Source organism: Streptomyces sp. Y2F8-2 (assembly GCF_014905555.1).
Lineage (GTDB): Bacteria > Actinomycetota > Actinomycetes > Streptomycetales > Streptomycetaceae > Streptomyces > Streptomyces cynarae.
This window is the reverse complement of the sequence record NZ_BNGS01000006.1, coordinates 48812-63490: the sequence shown is the minus strand read 5'-3', so window position 1 is coordinate 63490 and position 14679 is coordinate 48812. Positions and strand designations below refer to the sequence as shown.

The window sequence follows — 14679 nt, the reverse complement described above, 5'->3', positions numbered from 1 at the left end:
GGCTCTTACGGCCTCCGCGCGCGCCCGGCCGTTCGTCAGCCGTTCCTGCGGGTCGCCCCCGCCAGGATCCGGCCTTCGATCGCCTCGTACTGCCGGCGCTGCTCGGCGGCCCTGTCGCGGCCGGAGGCGAGCGTGCCCAGCCAGCCGTAGGCGAAGCCCAGCGGGATGGAGACGAGGCCGGTGGTGGTGAAGGGGAACCAGTTGAAGTCGGCGTCGGGGAAGGCCGCGGCGGGGGAGCCGGAGACCAGGCTGGTGCCGGTCATGAGCACGAGGGTGGTCACGGTGCCGCCGACCAGCGTGCACAGCAGGCCGGTTCGGGTGTAGCGGCGCCAGAAGAGGCTGTACACCAGGGCCGGTGCGATCGAGGATGCGCCGATGCAGAAGGAGAGCGTGGCCAGCGGCTGCAGGCTGCGGTGCTGGACGAGGGTGGCGAGCAGGATCGCCACGGCGCCCACCGCCATCGCCGACAGACGCGCCGTGGTCATTTCGCGTCGCGGGGGCATCTCGTGCTTCCGGGCCGCGAAGACGTCGTGTGCGAGGGAGTTGGCGCAGGCGAGGATCATTCCGGCCACGGAGGCGAGGAGAGTCAGGAAGATCGCCGCCGTGACCGCGGTGAACAGCAGTGTCGCGCCGGTCGACACGTCCGTCCCGAACGCGGCGCGGGAGCCCAGCAGATAGGCCGTACGGCCCTGGGGGTCGGCCGCCGCGATGGTGGCGCGCCCGATCAGGGCGGTCGCGCCGAAGCCGACGACCGTGATGACGGGCACGAACAGGGCCACCGACGGCACCGCCCAGGACATCGAGCGACGCACCTGCCGGGCGCTGTTCGCCGTGTACATCCGCATGGTGATGTGCGGCAGACAGGCGCCGCCGAGCACCACCGTGAGCTCGGAGCTGATCATGTCGAGGCGGGGCGCCGGGCCGCCCGCGAACTCCAGGCCCGAGTGCAGGAAGGCGGAACCGACGCCGCTGTTCTTCGCGGCGGCTGCGAACAGCGCGCCCGGGTCCCAGTCGAAGCGGTGCAGGATCAGCGCGGCGACGGCCGCGCCGGAGCCGAGCAGCATCACGATCTTCAGGATCTGGATGAGGGCTGTGCCCTTCATGCCGCCGATCGCCGCGTAACTGATCATCAGTGCGCCGATTCCGATGATGCAGCCCGTCTTCAAGGCGTCGTTGGAGAAGCCGAGGATGAAGGCCAGCAGGTCGCCGGTGCCCGCGAGTTGGACGAGCATCAGCGGCAGCAGCGCGGCGATGGTCACGGCGCACGCCGTCATGCGCACCGCCCGGCCGGGCATCCGCCGCGCCAGCACGTCGCCCATGGTGAACCGGCCCGCGTTGCGCAGGGGCTCGGCCAGCAGGAACATGAGCAGCATCAGCGACAGTGCCGTGCTCAGTGCGAGGACGACACCGTCGTATCCGGTGAGGGCGATGATCCCGCCGGTGCTGAGCACGGTGGCGGCGGAGATGTAGTCGCCCGCGATGGCGAGGCCGTTGCGCATCGGGGACAGGGAGTTGTAGCCGGTGTAGAACTCGACGAGGTCGTCGCGGTCGGGTCCGGTCATCACGCACAGCAGGAGCGTGATGGTGGCGACCGTGGTGAACGCCACGAGTGACATGGCCTGTGCGGAGCTGCTGAACCCGGTGATGCCAACCGGCACGTTCGCCGTGGTCATCGTGTTGCCCCCCGCCCGGTGTCCAGTTCGGCCTGTCTGCGGATGCGGTCGGCGATCGGGTCGACGCCGTGGCGTGCCGTGTACTCGTACACGCCGATCGCCACGCAGGTGACGGGGAGTTGGAGCAGTCCGAGCAGCAGGCCCATGGTGAGGCCGCCGGAGACGGTGGCCGTCATGAAGGAGGGCGCGAACGCGGACAGCAGGAGGAACAGCACGAAGTAGCCGAGGGCGGTCAGGGTGGCCACGCGCCGCTGCCACCGGTAGGCGGTGCGCAGGAGGCGCAGGTCGCTGTGGTGTCCGAGCGGCGGATGGGCCGGCATCCGCGGCCGGGCCGGCGGGGCGGGCGGCGGCTGCCAGGGGTACGTCGGGTACGGCGGTGGTGAGTGGTGCGGTACTGAGTACTCGGGGGACGAGTGCCGCGGTATGAACGCGTCGGACATCCCGGTTCTCCTTGCGTGGCTCGGGTCCGGTGCGGCGGACCGCAGGGAGCGGGGGGTGAGCGACGCACGCTACTCGTGGGGATTCGGGCCGCGAAGGCTTTTCGGCAAACTGGCCGGTCGGTATGCGCTTACTACACCGACCTGTGATGTTACCCACGGTTACCTCTGGTTGCTTCAGGCGTGGACGACCATCGGGCCGGTGAGGTGCGGGCGGATAGGCTGGCGCGCGTGTTCATACTGGAGCTGACCTACACCGCCCCGCTCGAAGCCGTCGACGCCGCCCTGCCGGCGCATGTGGCCTGGTTGGAGGAGCAGTACGCCTCCGGTGTCTTCCTCGCCTCCGGCCGCAAGGTCCCGCGTGACGGCGGGGTCATCCTGGCCGCAGGCGAGGACCGCGAGGAGATCGAGCGGCTCGCGGCGACCGACCCGTTCGTGGCGGCGGGCGTGTGCGCGTACCGGATCACCGAGTTCCTGGCGACGAAGACGGCGCCCGCGCTGGCCGCGTACCGGCAGCAGCCGCCGTCCTGAGGCGCGAGGCGCGGCGCCTGACAGGAGTGCGCTACACTTGATCATGTGCTGGTCGCCCGGAACTCCCGGTGCCCGGTCGTGCGTTGGTGGTCCAAGGAAAGACGCCCCGCTTCCTGCGGGGAGATGCAGGTGCAAGGCCTGCCCGGCGCTCTGATGCGAACCCCCACCCCGCGGTCTGCGGGGTGGGGGTTCGTCTTTGTCGCTCCTGTGCGCGTGCGCGTTACGTCAGCGTCCACTTCTGGTTGTCGCCGCCGTTGCAGGACCACAGGACGAGATTCGTGCCGTTGGACGTGGCCGCGCCCGACGCGTCCAGGCACAGGCCCGCGTTGACGTTCGTGATCGTGCCGTCGGAGTTGACGTTCCACTTCTGGTTGGCCTGGCCGTTGCCAGCAGGGCCTCGGCATGGTCGGCCCGCAGCCGCTCCAGCTTCACCATGGTCACAGGCTGGGGGCCGCTCAGTCCTTGAGCACGGGGAATTTCCGCGGGGCCACGAACAGCAGCACCAGGAACGCCAGCGCGGCCGCGCACGACGCGCCCAGATACACGGCGTGCACCGCGTCCGCGATCGCCCGGCGGGTCGCCTCCGGCGTGGTGCCCGCGTTCAGGCCGCGCGTCACCGCGTCCAGGTCGCCCGAGCCGCCCAGCCGGGACGCCAGGACCCCGTTGGCGACCGCGCCGAACACCGACGCCCCGATCGTCTGACCGGTCTGACGGCAGAACAGGACGGACGCCGTCGTCGTGCCGCGCTCCGCCCAGCCGACCGTCGACTGCACACCCACGATCAGCGGCAGCTGGAACAGGCCCAGCGCACCGCCCAGCAGGAGCATCACGAGGGCCGGCTGCCAGGGCGAGCCGGGGTACGGCAGGAACGGGAACGCCAGCAGGAGCAGCGCGGCCAGGCCGATGCCCAGGATCGCCGTGTCACGGAAGCCGATGCGCCGGTACACGTGCTGGCTGAGCGCCGCCGACACCGGCCAGCTGAGCGTCCACACGGACAGGACGAACCCGGCCGCCACCGGGGCGAGACCGAGGACGGCCTGGGCGTACGTCGGCAGGAAGACCGTCGGGGCCACCATCAGCAGCCCCAGCGCGCCGAGCGCCAGATTGACCGCGGCGATCGTCCGGCGCCGCCACACCCACCCCGGGATGATCGGCTCAGCCGCCCGGCGCTCCACCGCCACCACCACCGCGACCAGCGCGAGCCCCGTCCCGAACAGCGCCAGGGACGGCGCCGACAGCCACGGCCAGGCCACCCCGCCCTGCACCAGAGCCGTCAGCAGCACGCCTCCGCACGCGAACACCGCGAGGGCGCCCGCCCAGTCGACGCGGGGCCGCGGGCCCGACTCCCGGTTCGGCTCGTGCAGATGGCGGGCGATCAGCCACAGCGCGACCGCCCCGATCGGCAGGTTGACCAGGAAGATCCACCGCCAGTCCGCGTACGCGGCGAGCACCCCGCCGAGCCCCGGGCCCGCCACCGCGGACACCGCCCACACCGTGGACAGCTTCGCCTGGATCTTCGGACGCTCCTTCAGCGGGTACAGGTCGGCTGCGAGCGTCTGCACCGTGCCCTGAAGGGCGCCGCCGCCCAGGCCCTGCACGATGCGGAACGCGATCAGCGCGCCCATGTTCCAGGCGAGCGCGCACAACAGCGAGCCCAGCAGGAACACGGACGCGCCCGCGATCAGCACCGGCTTGCGGCCGAAGGTGTCGGACAGCTTGCCGTAGACGGGCAGCGTCACCGTCACGGCCAGCAGATAGCCGGAGAACAGCCACGAGAAGACGGAGAATCCGCCGAGGTCGCCGACGATCTGCGGTACGGCCGTCGAGACGATCGTCGAGTCCAGCGCGGCCAGCGCCATCGCCAGCATCAGCGCGGCTACGACGGCCCCGCGGCGTCGTGTCGCGTCCTGGGTTCGGCCGCCCGCAGCGGTCCGTATGTCCGTGTCCCCCTGGTCCACAGGAATCCTCTCCTGGTCGTTTCCCTGTGCACGTATCTGCCGTACGACACCCTCTCACTCGCGGCCCCCGCCTGGGGAGAGTTGACCCTCACGCGGCGTCAGGGTGGAGAGTGGGTGGGCCGACGGGTGGAGGAGGGCCCCGAAGCCGGTCCACCTCGAGGTGGAGGACCCCTAGGGGTTCCTCCGTATCAGGGCTCGGGGAGGGCTCGTCCCACCGGAGGACGAGAGGGACCGGTGCCGTTCCTTAGCCTGGCTTTACGCCGCTGGGGAGCGGTCGGGGCGCACGGGGGTCGCGCCGGCCGCACCAGAGGGGGGTGGGGTTTTCCCCAGCGGAAGACGGGGCCGGGCACCAGCGCGCCGGACCGAGCGCCGGCACCAGACTGACCGGCGTACTCATCACACCGACCGACCGCCGATCGACCGCCGACCGACCGCCGATCGGCACCGATCGATCACCGATCAGCGCACTCACGCGCATGGCATTCATTGATGGACAAAAGGGGATCAACCATGACATCGGCCGTGACCATTCCCAGGCACGGGGGCAGTGGAGGGCGTACGGCCGTTGCCGCGCGGGCTCGGCAGGTCGTGAAGGCGTACGGGGCGGGGGAGACCCGGGTCGTCGCCCTCGACCACGTCGACGTGGACATCGCCCGCGGCCAGTTCACCGCCATCATGGGCCCCTCGGGGTCCGGCAAGTCCACGCTGATGCACTGCCTGGCCGGGCTCGACACCGTGACGAGCGGCCAGATCCACCTCGACGAGACCGAGATCACCGGCCTGAAGGACAAGAAGCTCACCCAGCTGCGCCGGGACCGCATCGGGTTCATCTTCCAGGCGTTCAACCTGCTGCCCACGCTGAACGCGATCGAGAACATCACGCTGCCCATGGACATCGCCGGCCGCAAGCCGGACAAGGCGTGGCTGGACCGGGTCGTGGAGACCGTCGGGCTCGCCGGGCGCCTCAAGCACCGGCCCAGCCAGCTCTCCGGCGGACAGCAGCAGCGCGTGGCCGTGGCCCGCGCCCTGGCCGCCCGCCCCGAGATCATCTTCGGTGACGAGCCGACCGGAAACCTCGACTCCCGCGCGGGCGCCGAGGTGCTGGGCTTCCTGCGCCGGTCCGTGGACGAACTCGGCCAGACCATCGTCATGGTCACGCACGACCCGGTCGCCGCCTCCTACGCCGACCGCGTGCTGTACCTGGCCGACGGCCGGATCGTCGACGAGATGCTCAAGCCGACCGCGGAGACCGTCCTGGACCGCATGAAGGACTTCGACGCCCGGGGGCGCACGTCATGACCGTCCTGAAGACCTCGCTGCGCAACTTCTTCGCGCACAAGGGACGCATGGCGCTGTCGGCCGTCGCGGTCCTGCTGTCGGTGGCGTTCGTGTGCGGCACGCTCGTGTTCACGGACACGATGAACACGACGTTCGACAAGCTGTTCGCGGTGACGGCGTCCGACGTGTCCGTCTCGCCGAAGGCCGCCAAGAGCGACGAGACCCCGCAGAACGGCGTGCCCGAGTCGCTGCCCGCCTCCGTGCTGGACCGGGTCCGCAAGGCTCAGGACGTCAAGTCGGCCGAGGGCGGCGTCAGTTCGTCGAACGTGACCGTCGTCGACGACGACAACGAGAACATGGGCTCCTCGACCGGCGCTCCGACGATCGCCGCCAACTGGACGCGCAACGACCTGAAGTCGATGGACCTCACCTCCGGTCACGCCCCGCGCGGGCCGGCCGAGATGCTCGTCGACGCCGACACCGCGGACAAGCACCACCTGAAGATCGGCGACGAGCTGCGCACCATCGCGCAGACCGGTGACTTCAAGGCGCGGATCGTCGGCATCGCCACCTTCAAGGTGACCAACCCCGGTGCCGCGATCGTCTGGTTCGACACCGCCACCGCGCAGCGCGAACTCCTCGGCGGCACCGGCAGGTTCACGCACCTGAACATCACCGCCGCCCCCGGCGTCTCGGACGAGCAGCTCAAGCAGAACGTGGCGCGGACGCTCGCCGGGACCGGGTCGTACAAGATCCGGACGGCGAAGGAGAACGCCGACGAGAACCGCAAGAGCGTCGGGTCGTTCATGAACGTCATCAAGTACGCCATGCTCGGCTTCGCCGGGATCGCGTTCCTGGTCGGCATCTTCCTGATCATCAACACCTTCTCGATGCTGGTCGCCCAGCGGACGCGGGAGATCGGCCTGATGAGGGCGATCGGCTCCTCCCGCCGCCAGGTCAACCGGTCCGTGCTGGTCGAGGCGCTGTTGCTGGGCGTCCTGGGGTCGGTCCTCGGTGTGGGCGCGGGTGTCGGTATCGCGATCGGCCTGATGAAGGTCATGGGCTCGATGGGCATGGACCTGTCGACGCGGGACCTGACGATCAAGGCGACCACACCGGTGGCCGGCCTGGTCCTGGGCGTCGTCGTCACCGTCCTGGCCGCTTACCTGCCGGCCCGCCGCGCCGGCCAGGTCTCCCCGATGGCCGCCCTGCGGGACGCCGGCACGCCGGCCGACGGCAAGGCGGGCCGGGTGCGCGCCCTGATCGGCCTCGTCCTCACCGGCGCCGGTGCCGCCGCCCTGTACGCGGCGGCGAGTGCCAAGAAGGCGAGCGACGGCTCGCTCGTCCTGGGTGTCGGCGTGGTCCTGACCCTGATCGGCTTCGTGGTCATCGGCCCGCTGCTGGCGGGCGGGGTGGTCCGGGTGATCAGCGCGGTGCTGCTGCGGGCCTTCGGTCCGGTGGGCCGCATGGCCGAGCGCAACGCCCTGCGCAACCCGCGCCGCACCGGCGCCACCGGCGCGGCCCTGATGATCGGCCTCGCACTGGTCGCCTGCCTGTCGGTGGTCGGCTCCTCGATGGTGGCCTCGGCGACCAGCGAGCTGGACAAGTCGGTCGGCGCGGACTTCATCGTCCAGGGCAACCAGCGGATCGTGCCGCAGGCCGAGAAGGCCATGCAGCTGAGCCCGCACCTGGCGCACGTCACCCGCTACAAGATGCTCGACGCCACGCTGACCTCGCCGGACGGCAAGGCCGACGACACCGGGATCACGGCCGCGGACCCGTCGTACGCCGACGACCTGCGCCGTACGACCACGCAGGGCACCCTGTCCGCCGCCTACGGCGACGACGCCATGTCGGTCGGCTCCGACTACGCCAAGAAGCACGGTGTGCACGTCGGCGACACCATCACCGTCGCCTTCAAGGGCGGCCGGACGGCGAAGCTCAAGGTCGCGGCGATCACCAGCGACGACACCGCCCTTGACCAGGGCGCGCGCTACATGAGCATCGCGACCATGGAGAAGTACGTCCCGAAGGACAGGATCCCGCCGAACCAGATCATGTTCGCCAAGGCGAAGGACGGCCAGGAGAAGCAGGCGTACGCGGCGCTGAAGCAGTCGATGAAGCCGTACCCGCAGTACCAGGTGCGCGACCAGACCGACTACAAGAAGGAGCTGAAGGACCAGGTCGGCCAGCTGCTCAACATGGTCTACGGCCTGCTCGCCCTCGCGATCATCGTCGCGGTCCTGGGCGTGGTGAACACGCTGGCCCTGTCGGTGGTGGAGCGGACGAGGGAGATCGGCCTGCTCAGGGCGATCGGCCTCTCCCGCCGCCAGCTGCGCCGCATGATCCGCATGGAGTCGGTGGTGATCGCCCTCTTCGGCGCCCTGCTGGGACTCGGCCTGGGCATGGGCTGGGGGGCCACGGCCCAGAAGCTCCTCGCCCTGGAGGGCCTGAACGTCCTCCAGATCCCGTGGGGCACGATCACGAGCGTCTTCGTCGCCTCGGCCTTCGTGGGGTTGTTCGCGGCCCTGATCCCGGCGTTCCGGGCGGGCCGGATGAACGTGCTGAACGCGATCGCGACGGAGTAGCCCCCGAGGCGGGGAGCACGGGGAATCGGGCGGAGCCCGGCGCCGGGGAGCACAGGCTCTCCGACGCCGGGCTTCCCGGCGCCGTCCGGTCCGGCGGGGGCGAACACCGTCCGGCGCCCGCACCCCGCGACCGGCGGGACGTTGTCCACAGCCCCACGGCGGGACGTTGTCCACAGCCCCGACGGTCACGCGCCCGGCGTCGTAGGCTGGACAACCCCGGCCCCAGAAAATCTCGCGGCCGGGTGTTCGTGTTGCCCACCCCGGGACGGATGCCCCTCCATGAGCCTGCACGGTCTGCTCGACGCCGTAGTCAAGGACGCCGCACTCGCGGAAGCGGTCAAGGCCGCGACCGACGGCAACCGTATGCACGTCGACCTCGTCGGCCCCCCGGCGGCACGCCCCTTCACCGTGGCCGCACTCGCCCGCGACGCGGGCAGGCCCGTCCTCGCCGTGACCGCGACCGGCCGCGAGGCCGAGGACCTCGCCGCCGCGCTGCGCTCCCTGCTGCCGCCCGACGGCGTCGTGGAGTACCCGTCCTGGGAGACCCTCCCGCACGAGCGCCTCAGCCCCCGCAGCGACACCGTCGGCCGCCGCCTCGCCGTCCTGAGACGGCTCGCCCACCCGAGCTCCGACGACCCCGAGACCGGCCCGGTCTCCGTCGTCGTCGCCCCCGTGCGTTCCGTGCTCCAGCCCCAGGTCAAAGGCCTCGGCGACCTGGAACCGGTGTCCTTGAGAACCGGCCAGAGCGCCGACCTGAACGACGTCGTGGACGCCCTCGCCGCCGCCGCGTACTCCCGCGTGGAGCTGGTGGAGAAGCGCGGCGAGTTCGCCGTGCGCGGCGGCATCCTGGACGTCTTCCCGCCCACCGAGGAACACCCCCTGCGCATCGAGTTCTGGGGCGACGACGTCGAGGAGATCCGCTACTTCAAGGTCGCCGACCAGCGCTCCCTGGAGGTCGCCGAGCACGGCCTGTGGGCACCGCCCTGCCGCGAGCTGCTGCTCACCGACGACGTGCGGCAGCGCGCCGCCGCCCTCGCCGAGGACCACCCGGAGCTGGGCGAACTGCTCGGCAAGCTCGCCGAGGGGATCGCCGTGGAGGGCATGGAGTCCCTCGCGCCCGTCCTCGTCGACGACATGGAGCTGCTGCTCGACGTCATGCCCGCGGGCGCCATGGCCGTCGTGTGCGACCCGGAGCGGGTGCGCACGCGCGCCGCGGACCTGGTGGCCACGTCGCAGGAGTTCCTGCAGGCGTCCTGGGCGGCCACGGCCGGCGGCGGAGAGGCACCCATCGACGTCGGCGCCGCCTCCCTGTGGTCCCTCGCGGACGTCCGGGACCGGGCCGGCGAGCTGGGCATGATGTGGTGGTCGGTGTCCCCGTTCGCCGCGGACGCCGACCTCGACGCGGACACCCTCACGCTCGGCATGCACGCGCCCGAGACCTACCGTGGCGACACCGCCAAGGCGCTCGCCGACACCAAGGGCTGGCTCGCCGACGGCTGGCGCACCGTGTACGTCACCGAGGCCCACGGCCCGGCGTCCCGCACCGTGGAGGTGCTGGGCAACGAAGGCATCGCGGCCCGCCTCGACGCCGACCTCGGGGCGCTGTCCCCGTCGGTCGTGCACGTGGCGTGCGGCTCGATCGAGTACGGCTTCGTCGACCCGGCCCTCAAACTGGCCGTGCTCACGGAGACCGACCTGTCCGGCCAGCGGGCGGCCGGCCGCGACGGCACCCGGATGCCGGCCCGCCGCCGCAAGACGATCGACCCGCTCACCCTGGAGTCCGGCGACTACATCGTCCACGAGCAGCACGGCGTGGGCCGCTACATCGAGATGGTGCAGCGCACGGTCCAGGGCGCCACCCGCGAGTACCTGGTGGTGGAGTACGCCCCCGCCAAGCGCGGCCAGCCCGGCGACCGCCTCTACATCCCGACCGACCAGCTGGAGCAGATCACCAAGTACGTCGGCGGCGAGGCCCCGACCCTGCACCGCCTGGGCGGCGCCGACTGGACCAAGACGAAGGCGCGCGCGAAGAAGGCCGTCAAGGAGATCGCCGCCGATCTCATCAAGCTGTACTCCGCGCGCATGGCGGCCCCCGGCCACGCCTTCGGCACGGACACCCCCTGGCAGCGGGAGCTGGAGGACGCGTTCCCGTACGCGGAGACCCCGGACCAGCTGACCACGATCGCCGAGGTCAAGGAGGACATGGAGAAGTCGGTCCCGATGGACCGCCTGATCTGCGGCGACGTCGGCTACGGCAAGACGGAGATCGCGGTGCGGGCCGCGTTCAAGGCGGTCCAGGACGGCAAGCAGGTCGCCGTCCTCGTACCGACGACGCTGCTGGTGCAGCAGCACTTCGGGACGTTCTCCGACCGCTACTCGCAGTTCCCGGTGAACGTGAGGGCGCTGTCGCGTTTCCAGACGGACACGGAGGCCAAGGCGGTCCTGGAGGGGCTGCGCGAGGGCTCGGTGGACGTCGTCATCGGCACGCACCGCCTGTTCTCGTCGGAGACCAAGTTCAAGGACCTCGGTCTGGTCATCGTCGACGAGGAGCAGCGCTTCGGCGTCGAGCACAAGGAGCAGCTGAAGAAGCTGCGTGCGAACGTCGACGTGCTGACGATGTCCGCGACGCCGATCCCGAGGACCCTGGAGATGGCGGTGACGGGCATCCGTGAGATGTCCACGATCACCACCCCGCCGGAGGAGCGGCACCCGGTGCTGACCTTCGTCGGGCCGTACGAGGAGAAGCAGATCGGCGCCGCGATCCGCCGTGAGCTGCTGCGCGAGGGCCAGGTCTTCTACATCCACAACCGGGTGGAGTCGATCGACCGGGCGGCGGCGCGGCTGCGCGAGATCGTCCCGGAGGCGCGGATCGCCACGGCGCACGGCCAGATGTCGGAGCAGGCACTGGAGCAGGTCGTCGTCGACTTCTGGGAGAAGAAGTTCGACGTGCTGGTCTCCACGACGATCGTCGAGTCGGGCATCGACATCTCCAACGCGAACACGCTGATCGTGGAGCGCGGCGACACCTTCGGCCTGTCCCAGCTGCACCAGTTGCGCGGCCGCGTCGGCCGTGGCCGGGAGCGCGGCTACGCGTACTTCCTCTACCCGCCGGAGAAGCCGCTGACGGAGACCGCCCACGAGCGGCTGGCGACCATCGCCCAGCACACGGAGATGGGTGCGGGCATGTACGTGGCGATGAAGGACCTGGAGATCCGCGGCGCGGGCAACCTGCTCGGCGGCGAGCAGTCCGGCCACATCGCGGGCGTCGGCTTCGACCTGTACGTGCGGATGGTCGGCGAGGCGGTCGCGGACTACCGGCGCCAGCTGGAGACCGGCGAGATCGAGGAAGAGGCGCCGCTCGAGGTCAAGATCGAGCTGCCCGTCGACGCCCACGTCCCGCACGACTACGCGCCCGGCGAGCGGCTGCGCCTCCAGGCCTACCGCGCGATCGCCTCCGTGAACTCGGAGGAGGACATCAAGGCCGTCCGCGAGGAACTCGTCGACCGCTACGGCAAGCTGCCGGAGCCCGTCGAGAACCTCCTCCTGGTGGCGGGCCTGCGCATGCTCGCCCGCGCCTGCGGTGTCGGCGAGATCGTCCTTCAGGGCACCAACATCCGCTTCGCCCCGGTCGAACTGAGGGAGTCCCAGGAGCTGCGGCTCAAGCGCCTGTACCCCGGAACCATCGTCAAGCCGGCCGTCCACCAGGTCCTGGTCCCCCGCCCCAAGACGGCGAAGGTCGGCGGAAAGCCGCTGGTCGGACGGGAGTTGCTGGGTTGGGTCGGGGAGTTCCTGACGTCGATCCTGGGGTCGTAGCGGGCCTAGCGGGCTAGCGGGTCCTAGCGACCCCATCCGGCCCCATCCGGCCCTGAGCGGCCCGGATGGGGACCTAGTGGGCCCTAATCGGGCCTAGTTGGTCGGAGCGGTCGTATCGGGTCGCGGCGCGTGAGCGGGGCGGTTCTCGTACGCATGACGGAGGCGATGTGAGGGACATAACCCCTTGACGGCTACCGTGAGACCGGGAGAACGGCCCGGCGCGGGCGGTACAGGCAAGGGGAGGGCATCGCGCAATGCGTACTGAGCGGCACGTCGGGCACCGTGGCGGATGGCGGCGCGTCCTGCTGGCATCCGCCGCGCTGCTGGCCACCGGATCGATGGTGACCGGGTGCAAGGGCGTCGCCCCGCCCGTGGACGGCGGACCCTCCGGTTCCGCCGTTCCGACGGCCGCCTACGGCCGGGCGGTGAACCCGCTGGACAACCCCGACGGGACGAAGCCGGGCCTGGCAGCCGTCACTTCGAGCGCGGACAAGGCGAAGGCCCGGTCGCTGATCGAGAAAGTGGCGACGAAGGGCCGCGGACCGAAGACGGGCTACGAGCGGGACAAGTTCGGCTACGCCTGGACCGACTCGGCCCCGGGCGGCATCCCCTTTTCCCACAACGGGTGTGACTCGCGCAACGATCTCCTGAAGCGCGACGGCGAGAAGGTCCGCTTCCGGGCGGGCTCGGACTGCGTCGTCACCTCCATGACGCTGCACGACCCGTACACCGGGAAGACGATCGAGTGGACCAAGTCCCGTGCGGCGACGGTCCAGATCGACCATGTCATGCCGCTGTCGTACGACTGGCAGATGGGTGCCTCGCGCTGGTCGAAGGACAAACGGGAGGACATCGCCAACGACCCGCTGAACCTGATCCCGGTGGACGGGCCGACCAATGGCGCGAAGGGCGACTCCGGGCCGGCGACCTGGCTGCCCCCGAACACACAGATCCGCTGCGCCTACTCGGTCCGCTTCGCCCAGGTGTCGCTGAAGTACGACCTTCCCGTGACGGCGGCCGACAAGCAGATGATGCTGCGGCAGTGCGGCGGCTGAGGCGGTGGCCTCGCGGGCGACTTCCCCCGTCGGCATCGTCCGGCCGGGGAGGTAGCCTACGGCGTCCCGTACATATTCGTGTATATGTACGGACCTCTATGTAGGCGTTCCTGAGAGGCGAAGGTAAACGGCCGTGAAGCACGACATTGTCGCCGCGCGCGCGACTGAAGCGGTGACAGGCACCGTGCCCGGACTGCTGTCCCGGGCGGCTCTGGCGGCCGTCCCCCTGTTGAGTCTGGGAATGCTGGGTGCCGTGCCCTCGCTTGTGCTGGCCTTCCGGCGGGGCACGCGCGCCGACTGGCTGGCGGCGGTGGTCTTCACCGCGGTGAACGTGGCATGGCTGTTCGAGGCCGTCCTCACCCCGGTGGACACCCACGGCCCGCAGTACGCCGCCGACATCCTGCTGCTGTTCGCCTCCACGCTCGGAGCGGCGCTGCACTGCCTGTTCGTCAGGCCGTCGGGCGGAGACGCCCGATGAAGACCCGGCGTGGCTGGCGGGTCGGCAAGAAGAAGGCCCGATCCACGCGCGGGGCTCCGGTGGTCCGCGCGTTGGCGGCGGCGGCCGGCGCGCTGCGGGGCCGTGGGGCCTGGGTGGCCGGCGGTGCGGCCGTCGTCGTGCTGGGGCTGGTGGGCGCCTGGCTGTTCGCCGGGGAGGAGCGGGCCGCGCCCCCTGATCCGCGGGCGCGCCAGTACCGGGACTTCGACGCGTGCATGCTGACGGGGGACAAGGGCATCACGCGGGGCACGCTCGCCGCCTCGGCGTGGGAGGGCATGCAGCAGGCATCCCGGGACACGCTGGCCCGGGTCACCTATGTGCCGGTCACAGGGCCGCAGTCGGTGGGCAACGTCCAGCCGTTCTTCAACAGCCTGATCCAGCGTCAGTGCGATGTCGTGGTGGCGGTCGGCGCACCGCAGGTCCAGGTCACGCGGGCTGCCGCCGCGAAGAACGCCGCGGTGCGCTTCGTCCTGGTCGACGACGCGTCGGCGGCGAAAGCGGAGACGGCCGGGAACGTGACCGTCGCGAAGCCGGACGAAGGTCTCAAGGAGGCGGTGGCGCGGGCGATCAGACAGGCCGTGAGGTCATCTAACGCGTGAACTGCTCCCGGGGTTCCGGCTCTTCGGTAAAGATCGGCTAACGTTGTCGATCTCGTCTGGAGTCTTTGCACGTTCTTGGGGCAAACTTGCGAAGCTTTTGTCGGCTCGTGAGTAAAGGCTTGCCCATGCGTGTTCGCTGGGTGCGTAGCCCTCGCTTGTACCCTCCGGGTGGTTCCGGACGGCGTAGAGCGAGGGCTACCGCACTTTCTGTCCTTGTGTCCCTGTCGTTCATGCTCACCACAGAGACGGCA

General features: G+C 70.7%; 10 protein-coding genes and 1 pseudogene. 7 read left to right on the top strand and 4 right to left on the bottom strand.

The annotated features are described in order from the left end of the window. Positions 1-35: 35 nt before the first annotated feature. On the bottom strand, positions 36-1673 hold the full coding sequence (locus tag SY2F82_RS20835; protein WP_200420662.1) for a cation acetate symporter: 1638 nt from the start codon (positions 1671-1673) through the stop codon (positions 36-38). Next, positions 1670-2113 carry a DUF485 domain-containing protein gene (locus tag SY2F82_RS20830; protein WP_200420661.1) on the bottom strand — a complete coding sequence of 148 codons (444 nt, stop codon included), beginning with the start codon at positions 2111-2113 and terminating at the stop codon, positions 1670-1672. The genes SY2F82_RS20835 and SY2F82_RS20830 overlap by 4 nt, the downstream gene beginning before the upstream one ends. A 228-nt stretch (positions 2114-2341) precedes the next feature. Here SY2F82_RS20830 and SY2F82_RS20825 point away from each other — a divergent pair, with 228 nt between their 5' ends. Next, complete coding sequence (locus tag SY2F82_RS20825; RefSeq protein ID WP_200420660.1) at positions 2342-2641, top strand: YciI family protein; 300 nt, start codon at positions 2342-2344, stop codon at positions 2639-2641. A 220-nt stretch (positions 2642-2861) separates the two neighbouring features. On the opposite strand, the pseudogene SY2F82_RS20820 reads toward SY2F82_RS20825, so the two are convergent. Further along, positions 2862-3026, bottom strand: a pseudogene (locus tag SY2F82_RS20820) (RICIN domain-containing protein); the annotation flags it as partial. Positions 3027-3096: 70 nt separating this feature from the next. Next, complete coding sequence (locus tag SY2F82_RS20815) at positions 3097-4599, bottom strand: MFS transporter (RefSeq protein WP_374707192.1); 1503 nt, start codon at positions 4597-4599, stop codon at positions 3097-3099. 510 nt (positions 4600-5109) lie between these two features. Between SY2F82_RS20815 and SY2F82_RS20810 the strand changes: the two genes are divergently transcribed. From SY2F82_RS20810 to SY2F82_RS20785, 6 genes are all read left to right on the top strand, one after another. Further along, a complete protein-coding gene (locus SY2F82_RS20810; protein ID WP_200420659.1) occupies positions 5110-5898 on the top strand; it encodes an ABC transporter ATP-binding protein in 789 nt (262 codons plus the stop codon). Then, a complete protein-coding gene (locus SY2F82_RS20805) occupies positions 5895-8465 on the top strand; it encodes an ABC transporter permease (protein WP_200420658.1) in 2571 nt (856 codons plus the stop codon). Before SY2F82_RS20810 ends, SY2F82_RS20805 begins: the two co-directional genes overlap by 4 nt. Positions 8466-8744: 279 nt before the next feature. Further along, complete coding sequence (gene mfd, locus SY2F82_RS20800; protein ID WP_200420657.1) at positions 8745-12278, top strand: transcription-repair coupling factor; 3534 nt, start codon at positions 8745-8747, stop codon at positions 12276-12278. Between the two features lie 338 nt (positions 12279-12616). Beyond that, complete coding sequence (locus SY2F82_RS20795; protein WP_236041746.1) at positions 12617-13333, top strand: HNH endonuclease family protein; 717 nt, start codon at positions 12617-12619, stop codon at positions 13331-13333. Between the two features lie 133 nt (positions 13334-13466). Continuing rightward, positions 13467-13811, top strand: coding sequence for a hypothetical protein (locus SY2F82_RS20790; RefSeq protein WP_200420655.1), 345 nt, complete (start codon positions 13467-13469; stop codon positions 13809-13811). After that, positions 13808-14428, top strand: coding sequence for a BMP family ABC transporter substrate-binding protein (locus SY2F82_RS20785; RefSeq protein WP_236041688.1), 621 nt, complete (start codon positions 13808-13810; stop codon positions 14426-14428). Before SY2F82_RS20790 ends, SY2F82_RS20785 begins: the two co-directional genes overlap by 4 nt. The last annotated feature ends 251 nt before the right edge of the window (positions 14429-14679 follow it).

What these genes read in the sequence shown, in the direction of transcription:
- SY2F82_RS20835 (WP_200420662.1), bottom strand. Translation starts at nt 1,673, where the DNA reads ATGACCACGGCGAACGTGCCGGTTGGCATCACCGGGTTCAGCAGCTCC.
- SY2F82_RS20830 (WP_200420661.1), bottom strand. Translation starts at nt 2,113, where the DNA reads ATGTCCGACGCGTTCATACCGCGGCACTCGTCCCCCGAGTACTCAGTA.
- SY2F82_RS20810 (WP_200420659.1), top strand. Translation starts at nt 5,110, where the DNA reads ATGACATCGGCCGTGACCATTCCCAGGCACGGGGGCAGTGGAGGGCGT.
- SY2F82_RS20805 (WP_200420658.1), top strand. Translation starts at nt 5,895, where the DNA reads ATGACCGTCCTGAAGACCTCGCTGCGCAACTTCTTCGCGCACAAGGGA.
- mfd (WP_200420657.1), top strand. Translation starts at nt 8,745, where the DNA reads ATGAGCCTGCACGGTCTGCTCGACGCCGTAGTCAAGGACGCCGCACTC.
- SY2F82_RS20795 (WP_236041746.1), top strand. Translation starts at nt 12,617, where the DNA reads ATGGTGACCGGGTGCAAGGGCGTCGCCCCGCCCGTGGACGGCGGACCC.
- SY2F82_RS20785 (WP_236041688.1), top strand. Translation starts at nt 13,808, where the DNA reads ATGAAGACCCGGCGTGGCTGGCGGGTCGGCAAGAAGAAGGCCCGATCC.